Source organism: Azospirillum humicireducens (genome assembly GCF_001639105.2).
GTDB classification, from domain to species: domain Bacteria; phylum Pseudomonadota; class Alphaproteobacteria; order Azospirillales; family Azospirillaceae; genus Azospirillum; species Azospirillum humicireducens.
The window spans coordinates 1,535,021-1,555,383 of the sequence record NZ_CP015285.1; the positions used below are offsets into that span (position 1 = coordinate 1,535,021).

The 20,363-nt window shown below is 66.6% G+C and carries 18 protein-coding genes; 7 read left to right on the forward strand and 11 right to left on the reverse strand.

Annotated elements, in window-relative coordinates; genetic code table 11:
* The first annotated feature begins 505 nt into the window (after positions 1–505).
* Positions 506–2,140, forward strand: a complete 1,635-nt coding sequence (locus tag A6A40_RS07050) for a sensor histidine kinase (protein WP_236783764.1) — start codon at positions 506–508, stop codon at positions 2,138–2,140.
* A 111-nt stretch (positions 2,141–2,251) separates the two neighbouring features.
* On the opposite strand, the gene hisE is transcribed toward A6A40_RS07050, so the two are convergent.
* On the reverse strand, positions 2,252–2,647 hold the full coding sequence (hisE, locus tag A6A40_RS07055) for a phosphoribosyl-ATP diphosphatase (protein WP_063634770.1): 396 nt from the start codon (positions 2,645–2,647) through the stop codon (positions 2,252–2,254).
* A 262-nt stretch (positions 2,648–2,909) separates the two neighbouring features.
* On the opposite strand from hisE, the gene A6A40_RS07060 reads away from it, so the two are divergent.
* Positions 2,910–3,104: a hypothetical protein gene (locus tag A6A40_RS07060; protein WP_063634771.1), complete on the forward strand. Its 195-nt coding sequence runs from the start codon at positions 2,910–2,912 to the stop codon at positions 3,102–3,104.
* 41 nt (positions 3,105–3,145) lie between these two features.
* Positions 3,146–3,343 (forward strand): hypothetical protein, encoded by a 198-nt coding sequence (locus A6A40_RS07065; RefSeq protein WP_063634772.1) that lies wholly within the window; start codon positions 3,146–3,148, stop codon positions 3,341–3,343.
* 140 nt (positions 3,344–3,483) lie between these two features.
* Here the strand turns inward: A6A40_RS07065 and A6A40_RS07070 are convergent, their stop codons facing one another.
* Positions 3,484–4,221, reverse strand: coding sequence for a Crp/Fnr family transcriptional regulator (locus tag A6A40_RS07070; protein WP_236783765.1), 738 nt, complete (start codon positions 4,219–4,221; stop codon positions 3,484–3,486).
* A 187-nt stretch (positions 4,222–4,408) separates the two neighbouring features.
* Here A6A40_RS07070 and A6A40_RS07075 point away from each other — a divergent pair, with 187 nt between their 5' ends.
* Complete coding sequence (locus A6A40_RS07075) at positions 4,409–4,810, forward strand: hypothetical protein (protein ID WP_063634774.1); 402 nt, start codon at positions 4,409–4,411, stop codon at positions 4,808–4,810.
* Between the two features lie 83 nt (positions 4,811–4,893).
* Positions 4,894–5,697, forward strand: coding sequence for a DUF502 domain-containing protein (locus A6A40_RS07080; protein ID WP_063634775.1), 804 nt, complete (start codon positions 4,894–4,896; stop codon positions 5,695–5,697).
* Here the strand turns inward: A6A40_RS07080 and recG are convergent.
* The 7 genes from recG to A6A40_RS07115 form a co-directional block, all read right to left on the reverse strand.
* Positions 5,649–7,730, reverse strand: coding sequence for an ATP-dependent DNA helicase RecG (gene recG / locus A6A40_RS07085; protein ID WP_063634776.1), 2,082 nt, complete (start codon positions 7,728–7,730; stop codon positions 5,649–5,651). The two genes, A6A40_RS07080 and recG, sit on opposite strands and share 49 nt — an antisense overlap.
* 388 nt (positions 7,731–8,118) lie before the next feature.
* Positions 8,119–11,118 carry an ATP-binding protein gene (locus tag A6A40_RS07090; RefSeq protein ID WP_063634777.1) on the reverse strand — a complete coding sequence of 1,000 codons (3,000 nt, stop codon included), beginning with the start codon at positions 11,116–11,118 and terminating at the stop codon, positions 8,119–8,121.
* A 32-nt stretch (positions 11,119–11,150) separates the two neighbouring features.
* Positions 11,151–11,573, reverse strand: a complete 423-nt coding sequence (locus tag A6A40_RS07095) for a response regulator (protein ID WP_014247959.1) — start codon at positions 11,571–11,573, stop codon at positions 11,151–11,153.
* A gap of 56 nt (positions 11,574–11,629) precedes the next feature.
* Positions 11,630–12,697, reverse strand: a complete 1,068-nt coding sequence (gene cheB, locus A6A40_RS07100) for a chemotaxis-specific protein-glutamate methyltransferase CheB (protein ID WP_063634778.1) — start codon at positions 12,695–12,697, stop codon at positions 11,630–11,632.
* Complete coding sequence (locus A6A40_RS07105) at positions 12,694–14,103, reverse strand: chemotaxis protein CheW (RefSeq protein ID WP_063634779.1); 1,410 nt, start codon at positions 14,101–14,103, stop codon at positions 12,694–12,696. The genes cheB and A6A40_RS07105 overlap by 4 nt, the downstream gene beginning before the upstream one ends.
* Positions 14,100–14,999: a CheR family methyltransferase gene (locus tag A6A40_RS07110; RefSeq protein ID WP_063634780.1), complete on the reverse strand. Its 900-nt coding sequence runs from the start codon at positions 14,997–14,999 to the stop codon at positions 14,100–14,102. The genes A6A40_RS07105 and A6A40_RS07110 overlap by 4 nt, the downstream gene beginning before the upstream one ends.
* Complete coding sequence (locus A6A40_RS07115) at positions 14,996–16,207, reverse strand: methyl-accepting chemotaxis protein (protein WP_063634781.1); 1,212 nt, start codon at positions 16,205–16,207, stop codon at positions 14,996–14,998. The genes A6A40_RS07110 and A6A40_RS07115 overlap by 4 nt, the downstream gene beginning before the upstream one ends.
* Before the next feature lie 214 nt (positions 16,208–16,421).
* Between A6A40_RS07115 and A6A40_RS07120 the strand changes: the two genes are divergently transcribed.
* Both A6A40_RS07120 and A6A40_RS07125 read left to right on the forward strand, forming a co-directional pair.
* Entirely contained in the window at positions 16,422–18,416 is a 1,995-nt protein-coding gene (locus A6A40_RS07120) for a methyl-accepting chemotaxis protein (RefSeq protein ID WP_063634782.1), read from the forward strand.
* A 245-nt stretch (positions 18,417–18,661) separates the two neighbouring features.
* Positions 18,662–18,901, forward strand: coding sequence for a hypothetical protein (locus A6A40_RS07125; RefSeq protein ID WP_063634783.1), 240 nt, complete (start codon positions 18,662–18,664; stop codon positions 18,899–18,901).
* 24 nt (positions 18,902–18,925) lie between these two features.
* Here A6A40_RS07125 and A6A40_RS07130 read toward each other — a convergent pair whose 3' ends face one another.
* Positions 18,926–19,231: a DUF2934 domain-containing protein gene (locus A6A40_RS07130; protein WP_063634784.1), complete on the reverse strand. Its 306-nt coding sequence runs from the start codon at positions 19,229–19,231 to the stop codon at positions 18,926–18,928.
* A 114-nt stretch (positions 19,232–19,345) separates the two neighbouring features.
* On the reverse strand, positions 19,346–20,353 hold the full coding sequence (mltG, locus tag A6A40_RS07135; protein WP_063634785.1) for an endolytic transglycosylase MltG: 1,008 nt from the start codon (positions 20,351–20,353) through the stop codon (positions 19,346–19,348).
* Positions 20,354–20,363: the final 10 nt, after the last annotated feature.

The window sequence follows — 20,363 nt, forward strand, 5'->3', positions numbered from 1 at the left end:
GGAAGCATTGTACGCGACCACTTCCAAGGCCGTTTCGGCCCTCTCGATAGCATTCGTTTCAATTTGTCGCATATGACAGAAGATTGTCGCCGGCAGCTGATAATCTTCTGAAAGAAGATGCCGCTTCGACTATGAACGGATGATTCTGTACGGATAAGCTCAGTGTGTTTACGGCCATAGGGCTTTCAACCGGAAGCACCGCGCCTCAGCACTTCCCTTTATCCGTAGAGCTCGGATGGTTTCCTTCCGAGTTCCCACTGTTAGTTCCCACTGCTGCGCGCCATTAGACGGAGTCCCCGCGCAGCAATCCGACCATGGCGAGATAGTCATTTATATCAAATCATCCCTTGGTTGCGGGGTGACGAATGAGCGGCGTTGCGCTATGCTTGAGCGTAGCCATCGCCCTCCAACGGAACGCCACGTCCAGATGCCCCCTGCCGGCTTCGAACAGAATGCGCGCGCTGCCGGGACTCCGACATGCAGGCACGGGCCGGATGCGGTTCGAATGGGACGCAAGACCGCCTCGCCTGCGGTCCTGGCGTTGCTGGCAGTCGCCCTTGCCCTAACGGTCGCAATGCTGGCGTTCGCGTCCCACCAGTACCACAGCCAGGTGATGACGGAGGCGGAGAACCGCAGTGCCGCGATCGCCCGCGTTCTGGAGGAGCATGCGGCACGGACTCTCGGCATCCACGCCATGACGCTGTCGCACCTGGAATGGATGGTCGACGATCTGGGATGGGACCGGATAGACGCCTCCCCCCTGCTGCACGAACGACTGAAGGCGCTGGCATCGCAAACGCCGGAGGTTCAGTCCTACTGGATCATCGACGAGGCGGGACGTGTCCGCGCCAGCAGCTTCGAATGGCCGATGCGCGTGCTGAGCGCTGCCGACCGAGAGTATTTCCGTGCCCATCTCGGGGCCGGGAACGCCATCCATATCGGCCCGCGGTTGAGCGGCAAGATCCTCTCGGAGATATTCTTCACCCTCAGCCGCCGGATGGAACTGCCCGGCAACCGGTTCCAGGGAGTGGCGCAGATCTCTCTGCTGCCCGGCTATTTCGCCGATTTCTACCGGTCAGTCCTGCATGATCCCCGTGACGTCGTCCTGCTTCTGCGCGACGACGGCCGCGCAATTGTCCGGGAACCGCTGAACAGCGCCCCGAACGACACCGAGATCGGCCATTTTCCTGAACTGCTCACCACGCCCGACGCCAACGGCACCTTCCGGGCCGTGACCTCCTTCGACGGGGTGGAGCGGGTGCTGGCCCGCCGCAAGGTTCCCAATCTTCCGGTCTATGTGGTCTACGGCACCGATGTCGCCTCCATCGACGCCGCATGGCGCGACCGGGTGGCGCCTTATGCCCTGTTCGCGATCCCGTCGATCGGACTGCTTGGACTGCTCGGCGTCATCGCGGTGCGCCGTTCTCGGCAGGCCGCCGATGCGCAGGAGGCGTTGCGCAGTGCCAACGAAGCGCTGGAGAGTCGCATCGCCGAACGGACCCGCCACTTGGACCAGGCGCTGGCCGACAAGGAGGTGCTGGTGCGCGACATCCATCACCGGGTGAAGAACAACCTGCAGGTCATTCTCAGCCTGCTGGAATTGCAGGCGCAGCGCTCGCCGGAGTTGGAAGCGCCGTTCAGCGAAGCGTTGAGCCGCATCAACACCATGGGACTGATCCATGAGCAGATCTACCGCTCCACCGGAGTGTCCTCGGTCCGGATCGATGATTTCATCGAGGCACTGGTCGGCCATCTCAGCAGCTTCCACAGGCGCCCAGGCCGGGAGATCGCCATCCGCCATGACGTCGAGCCGGTTGCCATCGACGTGAACAGGGTGGTTCCCTTCGCCCTGATCCTCAACGAGGTGCTTTCGAACGCCTTCAAGCACGCCTTTGCGGATCGCTGTTCCGGCACCGTCACCATAACCTTCATGGCGGAGGACGGCATGCTGCACCTGACGGTGGAGGACGACGGCACCGGCGCTCCCGACCCGGAGCCTGCGCCCCGGCCGGCACGGCGATCCATGGGTATGGATCTGATCCGCGCCTTTACCCGCCAAATTCACGGCGAGTACCGCTTCACCCACAATGACGGCACCCGCTTCGACCTGGTCTTTCCGCGGGAGGACGAGGCATCCTAAGCAGGTTTCTCCAGATCGGGCCACAGGCCCGGCCTGGAGAAACCTGCGGACTCTATGGTTTTGCAGCTTTTCCGAGCCCGCCCATCTGTGGGCGGAGTTCGGAAAACCTGCTTAGTCGCGGCGCTTGTCGCGTTTGGCCATTGCGGGTGAAACACCGTTGATGGGATCGTCGGACTTAGGCAATTTTTCCGCGATGCCATAGGCCAGTTCCCGCCGGCGCAGTTCGGCCAGAATTTCGTCGGGCGCGATCTCCAGGTCCGCCAGCAGGACGACGAGATTGTAGAGAAGGTCGGCCCCCTCCATCACCAGCGCGTCACGATCGCCGCGCATGGCCTCGATCGCCACCTCGATCGCTTCCTCCCCCACCTTGCGCGCCATGCGGGCACGCCCCTGCGCAAGCAGCTTTGCCGTGCGTGAGGCTTCGGGAGCAGCGGAAGGTTCGCGCCGCAGGGCTTGCACGGCTTCGTACAGGCTGCGGAGCGGATCAGGACCGATATATTGAACCATGGACTTGAAGTCGGTTTTTCTGCCCGAACTGTCAAGATGTTGGTTGGTCGTCCGAATATATAAGCCGTGCGGCTAGACCACGTCCGCCCCTCCAGCCGGCGATAGATTGTTGGGATTGCCGATTACCAGTACATCAAATGATTTGCCCGAGAAAATCTCGGGGTAGCTGTAATTTTTGCAGCAACCAGCAATGCAAAGGAAACGCATTTGGCATTGGGTATACCAGTATACAGTCCCCTTATCAGCTCGATGGAGACCGATCATGACCACCGCCACTTTCCAGCCCGGCACCGACAACCACGCTTCGACCGATGCCCTGCATGCCGTCGCCGAATTCCCGGTGGCCTGGTTCGAAGCCACTCCGGCTTATCTGGTCCTGCGCCCGGTTGCGGCCTTCCTGCACGATTGGGTCGCCGCCACTCCGGCCGGCATCGTTCTCGGCTTGCTGAAGCACTGATCCCGGCGCCAACCTTCCCGCTCTCTTCAACGGAGACCATCATGAGCAGCCTCAGCCTTCATCGCGGTGATCACGACATCCAGGACGACGGTCTGTCGCTGCATCCGGTCCGCGATTTCGCCGCGGACTGGCTGGAAGCCACCCCGGCGGCCATCGTGATGCGTCCGGTCGGCACATTCCTGACGGACTGGGTGCAGGCCACCCCGATGGCGATCCTGTTCCGCTCGCTGCAGCGCTGACGTCGGCGCATCACCTCGACCGGATCCGAAAGGCGACCGCGGCATGGCCCGTTCACACGGGCGGCCGCGGCCTTTTCATTTTTGGACTTGTTTCTCGATCAACCCGGCCCCGAAGAGAACAGGATCCGACCATCGGCGCGTCATGTGCCGCCGCGAACATCCTCGACCAGCAGTTCGAGCCTTGGCAGGTCACGCACCACCAGCGCATCGGAGCGCCGTTCCAATACTCCATCGCGGGTCAGATCGCTCAGCACACGGGCGACGGTCTCACGGGTCGTGCTGACGCGGGCAGCGATGTCCGAATGGACCGGAATGGGAGCGATGATCGCCGAGGTCCCCCGCCGCGTGCCGCGTTTGGCAAGGCGCAAAAGCTCGGCATGAATGCGGTTGTTGGCGCCCAGCGTAGACAGTTCCATGATGCGGTCGGTCGCGCTCCGCAGCTTGTCGCACAGCCGCAGCATCATCGCCATCGCCAGTTCGGGATGGGCCGCCACCAGTTGCTGGAAGGGCCGGGCCGGCAGGAAAGCGATCAACGTCCCCTCCCCCAACGCCACGACGGAGGCCGAACGCGGTCGGCCGTCCAGCGCTGACATCTCCCCGACCAACTCCCCGCTTTCGATGTCGCTGAAGCTCACCTCGCGCCCACCGGCGGAGTGGCTGACCACCCGCACACGCCCATCCACAATGAAGGCGACGTCGCGGGTGTCCGCCCAATGGTCGATCAACTGCTCGTCCGGGGCAAAGCGGCGCCAGCGGCATTGGCGCGCCACGGCCAACCGCTGCTCGGCAGTCAGCGGACGCAGCAGCGCGATCCGGTCCAACCCGCCGGGCGGCGCTTCGGGCAAAGTGTCTTCGTGCGGCAATTCGGCTTTAGACACGGGACTGTTTCGGCCTCCGGCCCGGATTGCTTGTTGCGCGAAAGGATAGCTCGACCTGCACAAAGGGGGAAGGCGTTGTGACCAATGGGCGATGTCAACCCTCCGTTAACGCTGAGCGGGCAGAAGGGACTCAAATCCCGCCGACCAGCCCTCCTCCGCCCCCTCACCTGTTGCCGGAGCGTCGATCATGCCCAGCCTGTTCCCCGTGCCCACCGCACGCCGCATCGATTCCCATCGCCTGCTGTCCGTCGCCCTGATCCCCTTCGCCGCGTCCATCGCCATGGCGAGCACGGTCGCCGCCACCGGCTTCACGGCCAGCCCGCTGGGCGAATCGACCAGCACGCTCGGCTTCCTCCTGGACTTCACCACATTCTGTTATCTGGCCGTCGCTATGGCCCATCTGTCGGGCGCGATCGCCGACCGCACCTGCGGCGGGATGGCCGCCGGCCTGTCGATGGACGAGTTCGACGCGCCACAACCGATCTCCGGCGAAGAGTTCTGGCAGGCCTTCCCCAACCATGTCGACGGCGCCGCCATCGCCGGTGCCGTCACCCTGGTGAGCGTGATCGCCGGTTCGCTTGTCGGCTGATCCCGTCCGCTCCACACGGCAGTTGAGAGAGGCGCGCGCTTGCCCCACTATGGCGCGGGCAGACGACGGGCGGATGGACAGGCGTGAGCGGAGATCAGAAAGACCTGAAGGCACAGGAGAAATTCCAGCCGGCGGAACCGGCGCGGCACCGCCGCGAGGGCATCGGCTTCATGGGACGCCTGCGCGCCTATTTCCTGGCCGGCATCCTGGTCACTGCTCCGATCGCCATCACCGCCTATATCGCCTGGTGGTTCGTTTCGCTGATCGACGGCCATATCAGGCCCTTGATCCCCACCGCCTACAACCCTGAAAATTACCTTCCCTTCTCGATCCCCGGCCTTGGGCTGCTGGTGGTGATCGTGGTCGTGACGCTGATCGGCGCCTTCGCTGCCGGCTATGTCGGACGCCTGGTCCTGGGCGTCGGCGAAGGGGTGGTCGGGCGCATGCCGGTCGTCCGCTCCGTCTATGGTGCGGTGAAGCAAATCTTCGAAACGGTGCTGGCCAAGAAATCCAATGCATTCCGCGAAGTGGTGATCGTCCAGTATCCGCGTCCCGGCGTGTGGTCTCTGGGCTTCATCACCGGCAATGCCCATCCGGAGGTGCAGTTGCAGCTGGCCGGACAGGCAGAGGACATGGTCAACGTCTTCATCCCCTGCGCTCCGCCCACCGCCGGCTATCTGGCGATGGTGCCGCGGCGCGAGGTGACTGCGCTGAACATGTCGGTGGAAGACGGCCTGAAGCTGGTGATGTCCGGCGGCATCGTCGTTCCGCCCGAGCGCCGCCCGACCCTGGTGGAGCCGATGGCCGAGAGTGGGCCGGATCAGAACGACGGCCGTGATCAGCCAGACCGCAAGGTCTTGGCCGCCGCGTCGCGTTCGAAGAGGTAGAGCAGGGTCCGCAACGCCTGCCCGCGCTGGCTGGCGAGGTTGGGGTCACGTTCCACCACCAGACGGGCGTCGTCGCGCGCCACCGCCAGCAGATCACCGTGAACCGCCAGATCGGCCATCCGGAATCCAGGCAGGCCGGATTGACGCGTACCGAGCACTTCGCCGGCGCCACGCAGGCGCAAATCCTCCTCGGCGATGATGAAGCCGTCCTCGGTATCCCGCAGCGTCTTCAGCCGGGCCCGCGCCGTCTCGGTCAGGTTCGACTCGAACAGCAGCAGGCAGCTCGACGGCTTCTCGCCGCGCCCGACCCGGCCGCGCAGCTGATGGAGCTGGGCGAGACCGAAGCGCTCTGCATGCTCGATCACCATCACCGTCGCTTCCGGCACATTCACGCCGACCTCGATCACGGTGGTGGCGACCAGCACGTCCAGGCTGCCGGCGGCGAAAGCCGCCATCACCGCATCCTTGTCCGGCCCGCGCATCTTGCCATGCACCAGCCCGACCCTGTCGCCGAAGGTGGCGCGTAGAAAGGCATGGCGTTCGGTGGCGGCGGCGAGATCGCTCTGCTCCGATTCGTCGACCAGCGGACAGACCCAATAGACCCTGGCGCCCTCCGCCACCTTGCGCTGGATGCCGTTGACAACCTCCTCCAACCGGTCGAGAGCGATTGTGACGGTCTGCACCGGCTTGCGGCCGGCCGGCTTCTCGGTCAGGCGCGACACGTCCATGTCGCCATAGGCGGTCAGCGTCAGAGTGCGCGGGATCGGCGTCGCGGTCATCACCAGCACATCCACTGCACGACCCTTGGCCGACAGCTGCAGGCGCTGGTGGACGCCGAACCGGTGCTGCTCGTCGATCACCGCCAGCGCCAGATCCTTGAAGGCGACATCCTCCTGGAACAGGGCGTGGGTGCCGACCAGCAGCGGCAGTTCACCCGACGCCAGCCGGTCGAGCACGGCCTGGCGCGCCTTGCCCTTGTCGCGCCCGGTCAGCAGCCCGATCTCCACCCCCGCCGCCTTGCACAGCGGCGCCAGGCTCTCGGCATGCTGGCGGGCAAGGATCTCGGTCGGCGCCATCAACGCGGCCTGGGCACCGGCCTCCACCGCGTTCAGCATCGCCATCAGCGCGACGACGGTCTTGCCGCTGCCGACGTCGCCCTGCAGAAGCCGCAGCATGCGTCGCTCAGCCGCCATGTCGGCGTAGATGTCTTCCAGCGATGCCGCCTGAGATCCGGTCAGCGAGAAGGGCAGCGCCGCCAGTGCGGCACGGCGCAGGCTGCCGTTCCCCTGCGTCACCCGGCCGGCCAGCCGCCTTTGGCTCGCCCGCACCAGCATCAGCGCCAGCTGGTTCGCCAGCAATTCGTCATAGGCGAGGCGGCAGCGGATGGGAGAGGTCGCGGCAAGATCGCCCTCATCCTCCGGCGTGTGGGCGCGGGTCAGTGCCTCAGCCCAGGTCGGCCATTGCCGGCGGGCGAGCCAAGCCGGGTCCTGCCATTCGTCGAGCTTCGGAACATCGCCGAGCGCGGCGCGCACCGCCTTGCGCAGGGTCTTTGCCGGCAGGCCGGCCGTCATGGGATAGACCGGCTCCACCAGCTCCAGATCGTCCTTCGAATCGACCGGAACGACGGCATCGGGGTGGGTGATCTGGGCGGTGTCGTTGAACCATTCCACCTTCCCGAAGACCACCATCGTGGTTCCCGCCGGAATCTGCTTCGACAGCCAGTCACCGCGGATGTGGAAATACACAAGCTCCAGAACGCCGGTCTCGTCGGTGCAGCGGATCTTGTAGGGATGGCGCGGGTTCACCGGCGGCGCATGCGAATCGATGCGCACCGTCAGGGTGGCGATGCGGCCGTGCGGCGCCTGCGCGATTTTCGGCGAGAAGCGGCGGTCGACGATCCCGCAGGGCAGATGCCAGAGCAGATCGACCACATGGGCGCCGGCCAGCTTCTCCACCAGCTTGCCCAGACGGGGACCGAGGCCGGGAAGTGCCGTGACCGGTTTGAACAACGGAAACAGGATGGCGGGACGCACGGGCGGGACGCTATCGGAAAAGCCTTGGACGGCCTTCAGAAAGCCGGTTGGGCGGCGTGGCGTCAAGACCGCTGGAGGCGATCCGAGAAAAGCGGGCGGGGAAAAGAAGGAACGGCGGAGCGCACCAATGGCCGGGGCCTGCGGTGGGGGGCAACGTCGGCCGGGGGAAAGGCCATGGACGCGCTCCGCCGATAGGTGCCGTCCGGGGGCAAACGGGAGAACCGGACGGCCAAGTCCGATGGCAGGGGACCATCGGGAAGAGACACCAGATGAGAAGACGCTCTCTCGTGACCGGCCGGTGTTTCTGGGGGGCTGGCCCGACCGCGTCACAAGAAGGACATTAGCGTGGCCGCCCTGTCCCGAACCTGACCCGACCATGAAATCGGCGTCATGAACCGGCGTTCATGCGGGGGTGAAGCGCTGCTGTGGCCGCCTCCCGCCGCTGGGCAGCTGCGGCCAGCCGGTAGAGCTCATCGCCGTCCAGGATGATGACGATGCGGCCGTCATTCAGAAGGGAGACGCCACCGACCCCAGGCACATCTGCAAGACCGGGGTGGCTTTCGCGGACGAACAAGTCGCCCCGGCGCAGGAGCCTGTCGATCTCCAGCCCGATGCGGCGGTTGCCGTGGCGGAGCACGACGATAAGGCGCTGGCCGGAGCCGACCGGCGGCCAATCTCCTTCGGCGGAAAAGCCCAGCGCATCGGCCAGCCTGACCACGGGAAGCACCCGCTTGCGCCGCAGCACGGTCCAGCAACCGGACACAAGATGGAAATCGTCGGCGGTGAAGCCGCAGACCTCCTCCACGAAGCGGTCGGGGATCGCCAACACCTGATCATCCACCTGGACCAGCAAGGTGCGCAGGATCGCTGCCGATAGCGGCAGATCGATGGCGAAGGCTGTGCCCGCCCCCTCCCGCGTGCGGATGGAGATGCTGCCGCCCAACCGCGTTATGGCAGTGCGCACCACGTCCATGCCAACGCCGCGGCCCGATGTTTCGGTCACCGTATCGGCAGTGGAGAAGCCGGGTGCGAAGATGAACTCGCGCACCGCTTCGGGCGAGAGTTGCAGACTGTCCTCCTCGCCGACCAACCTCTGGCGAACCGCCTTGGCCCGTACCGCTTCGGTGGCGATCCCACGGCCATCGTCGGCGATCTCCACCACCACCCGGCTGTTGCGCTGGATGGCGCGGAGGCAAAGCGTCGCCTGGGCCGGCTTGCCTCCGGCCTCGCGGTCGGCCGGAGTTTCGATGCCGTGGTCGATGGCGTTGCGGACCATGTGCATCAACGGGTCGTAGAGCGTCTCCACCATGCTCTTGTCGATGCGCACCTCGCCGCCCTCCATGACGAAGCGCACCGATTTGCCCTGAATGCGCGCCAGTTCGCGCACGACGCGGGGGAACTGGTTGAACAGGGTTTCCACAGGCACGACGCGCAGGTCGAGCGCGGCCTCGCGCAGCCGATCGACGGAACGGCTGAGCTGTGTGTCGAGATCGTGCAGATCGCGGCGATGATGGTCCATGGCCTCGTGCAGGGCGCGCAGATCGGGATCGCCGGCGCCGAGCCGTTCGGTCAGAGCCGCCAGCGCCTTTTCGAAGCGCGGGTCGTGCGCCGTGGCATTGAGGTCGCCGGACAGCAGAACCATGCCGTCGATGCGCGCCATGAAACGGTCGACCACCTCCCCCGGCACGCGCAGAACGCTGCCTCCGGGGGTTACGGAGTGGCGGACGGGGACGGGCGGCATGGCCGGCGGAATGCTGGACGCATGGGAGGACGCGAGGGGGGACGTCGTCGCGGCAGTGGCCGCGGAAGCGACTGCCGGCAGGGCCGGGCTTGCAGGGTCTTCAAGGGTCCTGGAGGTGGACGCCTCCTCGCTCTCCGCGGCGGGTTCGGACGGGGTACAGGATCGGATGCGCAGGAATCCGCCGCCGGGATCGATGGCGGCCAGCGCGTCGGCCAGCGCGGCAAGCTCCTGCGGCGAGGCGACCAGCACCCGCAGCCAGGTCTTGCCGTCGATGAATTCCGGCCAGTTGGTGATCGCCCTTACCTTGCTCCCCATCCATTGGACGAAGCCGGATGCCACCTCCGCCGAGGTTTCAAGGAAGGCGGTGACCTCATAGAGCCGAACGGACGGATCGGCGATGGCGGCGCGCAGGTCGGCGGCGCTGTCGGGCGACAGGAAACGCAGCAGGCTGGGATCGAGCCCGAGTGCGGACAGTTCATCCGCGCTCAGAGGGCGGCGCGCCTCTCCCGCCTCCAAGTCGGCGGAGACGGCATCCACGAAGGCACGCAGGCGCCCTTCCAGCGAGGCTGCACCATCGGTGTCCAAATCCTCGGCCGGGTCGCGGGACACCCGCTCCGCCAGATCGGCCAACGCATTGCGGGAGTCGGCCAACAGGACGGGCCAGTCGGCATGACCTGAGGCGGGAGCCCGGCGCATCACATCCGCCAGAACCCGCAGCAGGGCGGAGCCGCGCGGAAGGTGAACGATGTCCAGCGTCGACGCCATGCGGTCGAGCAGGCCCGCAAGCTCTCCAGCCGAGGCACCATCGGCCAGTGCCGCCGGATCGGACAGCAACGCATCGGCACGAGCGCTGCCCCGGGCGAGGATCTGGGCATTGTGGTCGGCCAGCAGCGTCGCCAGAATCGCCGCCCCGGCGTCCTTGCCGGTCAGCCGGCCGATGCGGGCGCTGGCGGTGGCGACGCCCTGAAGCTCCCGCAGGATCGCGTCGGCATCGCGCGCCGCCAGCGCTTCGCGGAAACGGCGCAGCGTGTCGGCGAAGGGCAGGAAGTTCAGCCGCTCGCAGGCCAGTTCCAGCCGGTCGGCGGTATCGTCGACGGTGCGGAGCCCCTCCCCATCGAGGCTGTCGAGGTCGAGCGCACGGGTCAGCGTCGCCATCCCGTCATGCAGCAGCCCGACGAAGAGACCGAGCATACGCTCGTTTTCATGCAGCCGCGCCGGTGGAGGTGGCGGCGATGCGGCAACCCGTTTGTCAGCCGGGGTTTCTCCACCCAGCGCGTCGAGCCGCATCAGCAGGTCGGCCGGTGCCTGCCCGTCCCGGCGGTCGCGGATGCCGGACTCCGCCAGACCGCGCAACGCATCCAGTGCTTCCAGCAGCGGAGCGGAGACCTCCTCCGTCAGAGGAAGCGCGCCGGTTCGCACACGGCCGAGAACCGTCTCCGCCCGATGGGCCACCGCCTCCATGGCGAAGAGGTCCATGGCACGGGCCGCTCCCTTCAGCGAGTGGAAGGAGCGGAACAGTGCAGCGACCCGCTCGGCGTCCGGCCTGTCATCGGTGGTGGCGGAAAGCAGCTTTTCCAGCAGGTCGAAATGCTCGCCGGCCTCGACACCGAACTGCCGCCACAGGGTTTCGATCAGTTCGCTGGTCATGGGTCACCGCTCCGCAGGCATCGGGCCGGGGATCAGGGTTTCACGGGCGGGGGAAGGCCGGCCGCGCGGCGGATGGCGGCGACGATGTCGTGACCCTTCTTGTGAGCCAGGTCGAGGCTCATGGTGCCGGACGGCTTGGCGATGATCTCCACCGCTCCCAACGCGCGTGCCTCGGTCGCCTCGGGCGAACCGACCTGAGCGACGGAGGAAATGATGATCACCTTGGCGCGCGACATCAGCGACAGGTGCTCCATCACCTCCAACCCCGACATCTCGGGCATTTCTATGTCGAGCAGGACGATGTCCGGCTTCAGGCTCTTGACCATCTCCAAGGCCACCTTGCCGTTTTCGGCCGCGCCCACGAGGGACAATTCGTCGTCCGCGCGCACGATGTCGCCGATGATCGTACGCATCAGCACCGAATCATCGACCAGCAGGATCGTCGGCTTCGCCATGGGGGACAGTTTCCTATGCTTGCAGTGCCAAACGGCGTTCAGGTCGGGGGTGGTGGTCAGGCGAGTGTGAAGAGGGCGTTCAGCTTGCGGGCGATTCCTTCGACCGGCAACACCTCCGTGACGACACCGGCGCGGATCGCCGCCTTCGGCATCCCATCGACGGCGCAGGTCGCCGGATCCTGGACCAGGACGGGATAACGCCGCTCGGCGAAGGCGGAGGCTCCGCTGCTGCCATCTTCGCCCATGCCGGTCAGCACGACGGCAACCGGCGACTCCGCCGCCTCCGCTGCGCTGCGGAACAGCCTGTCGGCGGAGGGATGGTAGATGGTCTCCGCAGGATCCACCGCGTGGAGGGAGAATTGCCGGGCGGACTGACGGCGTACAACCCAGTCGCAGCCGCCGCGCAGGATGGTCACCGTACGGGGATCGAGTATCGCGCCGTCACCGCCCTCCACCACCGGGCGTCCAAGCGAGCGGGCGAGCGACGCGGCAAAGCCCGCGGTGAAGCTCGCCGGCATATGCTGCGCCACCACCAGCGGACAGGGAAGCGGTCCCAAAGCACCCAGCAGTTCCGCCAGCGCGACCGGCCCACCGGTGGAGACTCCCACCACGGCCAGGTCGGGGCGATGACCGCGGGTGACGAAGCGCGCCGCCGCAGCCGGCTCGACCGTGGGGGTGGGCGACCGGGCGTGGACGGCCTCCCCCGTCATAGCCATGCGCCAGCGGCCCCAATGGCGAACCTTCTCGGTCAGCTGGCGTTCGATGGACGCCATGTCGAAGGTGATGAATGAACTGTTCTTGCAAACGAAATCCACCGCACCGGTCTCCAGCGCCCGGATGGTGGCGGCCGCCCCTTCCGACGTTTCGTTGGAGACCATGATGCAGGGCGGCCCCTTCTCCGCCGCGATGGCCTGCACCGATTCGATGCCGTCCATGATCGGCATGTTCAGGTCCATGGCAACGACATGCGGTTTCAGCTTGCGCGACAGGCGCAATGCCTCGGCTCCATTACGCGCCTCGCCGACGATCTCGATGTCCGAGGCCGGCTCCAGCATCTTGCGGAGCGCGATGCGGACGAAGTTGCTGTCGTCGACCACCAGCAGGCGGATGCGCGGATCGGTCATGGCGCGGCGGTCCCGTCCGGAAGAGCCCTGGTTGCGGTGGAAGATGCGGCAGTCAGACCCTCCGGCCGCAGCACCGGGATCAGCGCATGGTCCAGACGGATGACGGCGGCGGTCAGGCGATCGGACAGTGGATCGACGTCCTCCGTGGCAATCTTGCGGATGCGCTGGATCTCATCGGCGATCACCGCCACGGTTCCGCCGTCGATCTCCACCAGGATCGCGATCCCAGGCGTGACAGGCGCGGCGCCGACCGGTCCTTGCGACAACAATCGGCGCAGATCGAGCACCGGCAGGATGCGTCCGTCCACATCGGTCAATCCATCGAAACTTTCCGCGCCTTGCGGCAGACGAAGGCGGTCCGAGGGCTCCACGACACGCCGCACCTTCTCGAATTCCAGGGCATAGACCCGCGCCTCCACCACGAAGGTCAGGAAGCGGCGATAGAAGCGGCGCGGCAGGCGGCTTTCGGACAGATCGTCGTCCGGGTCGCCTCCCTCCGGAACAAAGCCGCCGATGTCGTCGAGATGATCGCCCAGCATGTGTGCCCCGCTTCTCACATCGAGCAAAGTTCCATCGTAGTCCACCACCTGTGCCGGCGCACCGGACTCTCCTTCGCGCACATGGCAGAGCGGCACGCGGACGACCCCACGCACGCCCTCCACCCGCACACCAACGGGGCCGCGGCCCGTCCGCAGCACGGCGGCATAGCCGCCGGGACGGTCGCCCACCCCCAGCGGATCGGTGACCAGCACGGACCGCTTCTGCACCGGCGCCACACCGCGCACGATGGCCGGCGCGTTGGGCAGAGGGCGCAGGTCGGCCAGCGGGAAGACCAGCAGCAGGTTGGACATGTCCAAGGCCTGCGGTCGTCCGGCGATCTCCACAATCAGCAGGCGGACGCTGGCCCGCTCACGCGATTGGTCGGGCGGTTCGGCGGCAGCCCCGGTCAACGCATCGGCATCCGGCGGCCGCCCCCGGATGGCTCCGCCCCCAAGCTCCATCCGATCCGGGTCGAGCAGGCGCAGAGAGCGGTCACCATGGCGCAGGCGCCCGGCGACCGGTGCCCCGCCATCCTCGGGCTCCGCCCCGGCGACCGTCACCCGCTCCGCCGTCAGGGTGCCGCCGATCCGGCCGGCGCGCAGGGCCAGCAGCCCCGCTCCGGCACGCAGGACGATCAGCAACCCGCCACCCCGGCCGCCGGCCCAGGCCAACCCGAGCGACGGATATCCGGTGATGTCCAGAACCGGCAGGATGCGCCCGCCGACGGTCGCAAGCCCTTCCACCTGCGGCGGGGCGAAGGGCAGCCGGGTGGCGCGGGTCGATTCGGCAACCTCCTCCACCCGGTCGGCCGGAACGGCGAAGGGATGTCCAGCGATGTCGAAGGTCAGGAAGCCATTGGCCGTCATGGCGCAGCCTCCCGCCGCAGGTAGGCGAGCGCGCGGTCACCGCGGTGACGCTCGAACCGATCATCGTCCCCCAGACGGTCGGTGGTGCCCAGCACCAGCCATCCGCCCGGCGCCACCGCTGCGGTCAGCAGGGCCAGCGCGCTGTCGCGGCTGTCATCGTCGAAATAGATCATCACGTTGCGGCAGGACACGAGGTCGAAGCCTCCCTCCGGTGTCCCATCCGGAAAATTCTTATCCATCAGGTTGTGGCGGGCGAAGCGTACGATCCGGCGGGCGTCGGCACGCACCCTGCGGTACAGCGGCGCCTCGCTCCCCAGCCGAATGAACCAACCGTCATAGCCGTCAGGCATCTCGCGGAACGGCCCCAGCCCTTCCCCGCCATAGCAGGCGTTGGCGGCCTGCCGCACGGCGATTCTGCTGAGATCGGTCCCCAGCACCTGCACGTCCCAATCGGTTTCCAGGCCATGGCCGGTCCGGCGCGCTTCCCCGGCGTCGGCCAGCGCCTCCAGCGTCACGATGGCGAGACTGTAGGCCTCCTCCCCGGTGGCACAGCCGGCGCTCCACAGCCGCAAGGTCCGCGCAGCGCGGCGGGTGGCGATCAACCGGGGGAGCAGATGCCCGCGCAGATGGGCGTGGTGCGGCAGGTCTCGGAAGAAATAGGTCTCGTGGATCGTCAGGTTCTCGATCAGGCTGAGCCAGTCCGGACTGTCGGCCGGTGCCCGTTCGATCTGCGCCACCCACTCCTCAAGCACCCGCAGGGGCATCGCCGCAAGGATACGCGCCAGCTTGCGTTCCAGCGGGCGGTCGTGGCGGATACCCGCCTTGCGCCGGACATCGTCCAGCAGCCGCCGCGCCAGGGCGTCGAGCGGGTTGAGATGAGCCCCGCCCCCGCTCACGGCGCCCGGAAGCGTTCGGCCAGCCGCCGCGTGTCGTCGGCCAGCCGGGACAGGTGGACCATGGTCGCGGTGATCTCCTCGGACGCGGCGGCATTCTTCGACGCGACGGTGCGGATGTTGCCGACATTCGATTCGATCTCGACGATGTGGTCCTGCTGATGGGCCATGGAGGCGGCAACAGATTGGACCATGCGGTCGATCTGGGCCACGCGCTCCGCGATGCCGTCCATCATCTGCACCACCTCCGCGGTCGCGGCCATCCCCTCCTCCGCCATCGTTGCGGCAGCCTCGACGATCTCGGCGATCTGGCGGGCGCTTTCCACCGCACTGTCGGCGAGCTTGCCGACCTCTTCGGCGACGACCTCGAAGCCTTTGCCCTGCTCGCCGGCGCGGGCGGCCTCGATCGAGGCGTTGACCGACAGGATGTTTGTCTTCACCGCGATCTGGGTGATCGCCTCGGTGATGCGGCCGATCCGGCGGCTGTTGTCGCCGATGGTCTGCGACACCCGGACGAGCCGAGCCATCTCCACCTTGCCCTTGTCGGCGAACCCAGCGGTGACGCGCACCATGTCCGAGGCGGCGCGCGTGCTGTCGGTCACTTCCGCAATGGCGCGGACGGACCGGCCGACGGCATTCACCACCCTGTCGAGATCCTCCGTCTGGATGGAGGCGCCGTCGGCAACCTGGGACACTGCCGTGCTGGCCTGCCCGGCGGCGACGGCAACCTGGGCCGCTTGCTGGCCGATACGCAGGAAGGAATTGCGAGCTTCATCCACCAGCGTGGCCATCTCGGCATAACGGCCGGACAGCGCCGGCAGGGGCCGATCGCCATCGTCCAGTCCGTGCGTCAGGCGGCGAAGGGCGAGCTGCAGCACGTCCTGTGCCGCCAGCGTGCGCGCCAGGGCCGCAGCGACCGCGCCGACCTCGTCACCGCGGGGGAAAGGTAAGGGAGCATCGTCCGCCGTGCCGTCGGCAAGCCGGTTAGCCGCATCCTGCAGCCGGGCAAATGCGTCAGAAAGGTCGAACGCCAGCATGAGCGCGATCACCAGCGCCAGGGCCAGCGCACCGCCCGTGACCAGCCACAAGGATTGCAGCCCGATGCCCGGGATCAGGTGGGGCAGCAGAAGGGGCAGGAGTGCCGAGGCGGAAGGCAGAAGGACGGCGATGCCGAACCGGGGAAGAACTCGCAGGCTGGCCGGAAAGGACATGGCGGTAACGGCTCCTCACGATCGACCAAGGGCGCTTCACGACAACTCGCAGACGGCACACGCGCCCTTATGACTTGCCGGATGCACCCCAACCGAAGCAAGGTGATTCCAGCGGGCGATGCCGGATACCGCATGCCGCGGCTCCGGTAGCCCGTCGTCTTGCCCGCTCAACCCGGCTCCGCCGCCGCGCGGCCCTGAATGGACCTCCACCGGCATGTCGATCGCCACCCGAATCGCCCTCGGTTTCGCCGCCGTCCTGCTGCTGACCCTTGCCGTCGCCGTCGCCGGATGGAGCGGCCTGAACACCTATGCCACGCAGGTGGAGATCGCCGCCCGCACCTCCCGCCTCGATACGCTTCTGCTCAGCGCGCGGCAGGAGGAGGCACGCTACCTGATCGACGTCGATCCATCCGCCAGCCGGCGGGTGCGCCAACTGACAGAGCAGTTGAAGACCGAAGCAGAGGCTTTGCTGGCCCTGCCCGGTCATGCCGTCACCCCCGCCGCCTTGCAGGAGGTGCTGGAGAAGCTGACGGCCTACCGGAAGTCCTTCGACGAGGTGGTCCAGTTGGAAGTCGAGCGCTTCGCCAGCCTGGCGAAGCTCCGCAAGCAGACGGCGGCCCTGCTGGTGGTGGCACAGACGCTGACGCACGAGCAGTCGGCGCGCTATGCCGACGCGCTGGGACGGTTGAAGGCCGATCCCGGCGACGGAGCCGCTCTGCGGACGTTGGAGTCCTCCGCCCTGCTGACAACCATCGCCGGACGTCTGATCCAGGACACCCGCGGAGCCTTGCTCGACGTCCAGCAATATCTGATCGAGCAGGGCGGGTCCGGCCGCAATTCGCCAAACGCCGCCATCGACCGGCTGCTGACCATCGTCGGCGATGTCCAGAAGGCATCCAGCGCCCCCGAAATCCTGCGCGAAGCGGAGAAGCTGACCGCCGCCGTGATGGGCGTGGAAACCGAATTCCTACTGGTCGCCGACATCGTGGTCCGACGCAGCGCCGCCCGCGTGGCGATGCGCGATGCCGCCACGATCGTCAGCGATCAGGTCGCTCAGTTGGTCCAGGCCCAGACAGCGGAACGGGAGGCCGGCCGGTCGCGTGCCGTGCTTCTTCTGTGGAGTGGGGCCTTGGGAGCACTGGCGGTTGGCGCGGTGCTGTCGATACTGATCGCCCGCAGCCTGACCGGCCCGATCGCCGCCACGACCGCCGCGGTCCAGCGGCTTTCCGACGGCGATCTGACGGTCGCGGTGCCCAACACCGGCCGGCGCGACGAGTTGGGCTCCATCGGCCGTGCCGTCGCCACCGTCATCCAGGTGCTGCACGGTCTGCATGGAGAGATGCACCGGCTGTCCGGCAAGCAGGTGGATGACACTGAAGCAGGGCCCCCGCCGGCATTCCGGGGCGCCTATGGCGAGATGGTGGCTCTGCTGCAGGAAACCGGGGCGGCGTTTCACGCCATCGGGGAGCAGGCAACACAGGTTGCTGTCGCAGCGGGGCAGGCCAGCACGGCCATCGCCCATGTCTCCGACGGCGCGTCGGAGCAGACCGACGACCTCGACCATGTGGCGACTGCAGTCGGTCAATCGGCCCGCGCCATCACCCACGTCACCGACAGCACGCGCGACGCCTCCGACATGGTGAAGGATGCCGCAGATTTCGCCGACCGTGGCCGGGAAGATATGGCGCGCCTGCTGCGCGTGTCACAGACCATCGCGGAAAACAGCCGCCGGATCGGCCGCATCACCGAGGCGATCACCCAGATCGCGGTGAAGACAAACATCCTGTCGGTCAACGCCTCGATCGAGGCCGCCCGCGCCGGCGAGCAGGGCAAAGGCTTCGAGGTCGTCGCCGAAGAGGTCGGCAAGCTCGCCGACAGTGCGGTGGAAAGCGCCCGCCAGATCGCCGAGATCATCGAAGCCGCCGCCGCTCTGGCGGAAGAGGGCAAGGCCGTCACCGAGCAGGCCCGCCGCCGCATGGACGGGTTGGCCGAACGGGTGGACCGCATCGACGGCGCGTTCCAATCGGTCGCCGTGGCAATGGAGGAGCAGCAGGCATCCGTGCGTGAGATCGAACGGTCGGTTGAGAGCGTTCGAACCGTCGCCTCCAAAAACGCTGCGGCGTCCGAGGAGATCGCCGCGACCATGATCCATCTCTCCCGGTTGGCCGACGAGACAAGACGTCAGGTCTCGCGCTTTCAGGCCAGCTGACGCCCAGCTTTCGTAAGCTTGCGTCACATCGCATAGATTCAGCTGATGACAGTCCGAAGACATCAGATCGCAAGCGAGGAACTGCGCAAATATCGTAAGTGGTAATTCTTAATCCCGAACAGGGATATCTGGCATTTAAAGTTCTTTTAACCCTATTCCGCGCCTAATCCACACGCGGGAACGCCAAATCCCGAGAAGACGATATCCCCGAACATTAGACCCACACGATACCAAGGGAGCTACCCATGCCCGCACAGATGGTCGCCGATGAAGTCCGTATGGCCAGCCGCATCCACGCGCGCCTTCTGGACGCTTTCATCGACTTGACGGAGCGGGAACTGGCCGGACTGGCCCCGGGCTTCGCCGAAGAGAGCCTGCTCGAAGCGCTGGAAGGGCTGCGCGCCGCCCGCAAATCCTACGGCACGACCGCAGGGGTCGTGGTCGTCTCGAATCTGCAGCTGCCGCAGGCCTCCAACGCTGCCTGACGCGGCTGCCTTGGCGATAACCGATCAGGAGGCCGTATCCGTCTTGCGGGACCGTGGCTTGCGCGCCTTGGGGAGCTCGTCCGCCACGGCTTCCGGTGCGCCGCCGGTCTGTTCGATGGTCTTGACCGCCCTCGGCCTGGCGTTGGTGGTCTTACGCGGTGCCTTCACAACCGCCACGACCGGAGAGTGGCCGACATTGGCTGCTGCTTCGGCCAGGATCGCACGCTCGGCCTGAAGCCAGTGCTCGGCGTCCCGCCCCTGCGGACAGCCCTCATCCAGCCAGATCGCATAGGCGCGGTCACGGATGCGCTGCTCGACATCCACGGTCATCACATCTCCCCAGAGAATGGTGGTCAGGTTTGCTGCACCGCAAAGACTGCCGAAATTGCGGGGAAGGTGCAACCAAGCGGATGGTTATCGGTCCTACGCCTCTGTCATCCGTCATCATTCCGATGACGTTCCGCCGGGCTCCGGCTGCCGACCCTGCTGGATCTCACGCCACTTGGCCACATTGCGGTTGTGATCCGGCAAGGACTTGGCAAAGACATGGCCACCGGTCCCGTCGGCAACGAAATACAGGAACTCGTGCCGTTCTGGCTTCATAACGGCCTGGAGCGAGGCCTTTCCCGGATTGGCGATCGGTCCCGGCGGCAGGCCGCTGATCTGATAGGTGTTGAAGGGCGACTCGAACTTCCAATCGTTGCGGGTCAATGACCGCCCCAAGTCACCGCTGCCATCGGTCAAGGCGTAGATCACGGTGGGATCGGACTGCAGCTTCATGCCGGATTCGAGCCGGTTGACGAAAACGCCCGCCACCCTCGGCCGCTCCGCCGCAATGCCAGTCTCCTTCTCGACGATCGATGCCAGAGTCAGCGCCTGCTGCGGAGTCACGTAGGGGAGATTCGGCTCCCGGCTCTTCCACGCTTCCGCCAGGGCCTGCGTCATCGCGGTCTGCATGCGTTCGACCAGTGCAGCGCGGCTGTCGCCGTAAGCGAAATGGTAGGTTTCCGGCAGGAGGGAGCCTTCCTTCGGCGGCTTCGCGATTTCCCCGGTCAGCACCGTCTCGCGTTCCAGAAGCGCCACCACCTGAGCGGAGGTCAAACCTTCCGGCACAGTGATCCGGCGCACCACGGTGCGGCCTTGGCGCATCTGTTCCAATACGCCTTCGATGCTGATTCCAGCAGGGAACTGATACTCGCCCGCCTTCAACTCGCGGAAGGTACCGGTCAGCTTGGCTGCTGCGGCAAAAACCAGAGGAGACCTGATCACGCCCGAGTCGCCGAGCATGATGGCAATTGCCTCCAATCCGCTGCCCCGAGGAATAACGACCGTCTCGGCCTGTTCAAGCGGACCTGGAGTTGTGTAGCGCTGGACCCCCCAGACGCCCACTCCACCCGCGGCCGCTGCCGCGAGGGCCAGCGTCCCCGCGAATAGTCGGAGACCCCAGCCCATCGCTCACCTC

What these genes read in the sequence shown, in the direction of transcription:
- A6A40_RS07050 (WP_236783764.1), top strand. Translation starts at nt 506, where the DNA reads ATGGGACGCAAGACCGCCTCGCCTGCGGTCCTGGCGTTGCTGGCAGTC.
- hisE (WP_063634770.1), bottom strand. Translation starts at nt 2,647, where the DNA reads ATGGTTCAATATATCGGTCCTGATCCGCTCCGCAGCCTGTACGAAGCC.
- A6A40_RS07060 (WP_063634771.1), top strand. Translation starts at nt 2,910, where the DNA reads ATGACCACCGCCACTTTCCAGCCCGGCACCGACAACCACGCTTCGACC.
- A6A40_RS07065 (WP_063634772.1), top strand. Translation starts at nt 3,146, where the DNA reads ATGAGCAGCCTCAGCCTTCATCGCGGTGATCACGACATCCAGGACGAC.
- A6A40_RS07075 (WP_063634774.1), top strand. Translation starts at nt 4,409, where the DNA reads ATGCCCAGCCTGTTCCCCGTGCCCACCGCACGCCGCATCGATTCCCAT.
- A6A40_RS07090 (WP_063634777.1), bottom strand. Translation starts at nt 11,118, where the DNA reads ATGACCAGCGAACTGATCGAAACCCTGTGGCGGCAGTTCGGTGTCGAG.
- A6A40_RS07095 (WP_014247959.1), bottom strand. Translation starts at nt 11,573, where the DNA reads ATGGCGAAGCCGACGATCCTGCTGGTCGATGATTCGGTGCTGATGCGT.
- cheB (WP_063634778.1), bottom strand. Translation starts at nt 12,697, where the DNA reads ATGACCGATCCGCGCATCCGCCTGCTGGTGGTCGACGACAGCAACTTC.
- A6A40_RS07105 (WP_063634779.1), bottom strand. Translation starts at nt 14,103, where the DNA reads ATGACGGCCAATGGCTTCCTGACCTTCGACATCGCTGGACATCCCTTC.
- A6A40_RS07115 (WP_063634781.1), bottom strand. Translation starts at nt 16,207, where the DNA reads ATGTCCTTTCCGGCCAGCCTGCGAGTTCTTCCCCGGTTCGGCATCGCC.
- A6A40_RS07120 (WP_063634782.1), top strand. Translation starts at nt 16,422, where the DNA reads ATGTCGATCGCCACCCGAATCGCCCTCGGTTTCGCCGCCGTCCTGCTG.
- A6A40_RS07125 (WP_063634783.1), top strand. Translation starts at nt 18,662, where the DNA reads ATGCCCGCACAGATGGTCGCCGATGAAGTCCGTATGGCCAGCCGCATC.
- A6A40_RS07130 (WP_063634784.1), bottom strand. Translation starts at nt 19,231, where the DNA reads ATGACCGTGGATGTCGAGCAGCGCATCCGTGACCGCGCCTATGCGATC.
- mltG (WP_063634785.1), bottom strand. Translation starts at nt 20,353, where the DNA reads ATGGGCTGGGGTCTCCGACTATTCGCGGGGACGCTGGCCCTCGCGGCA.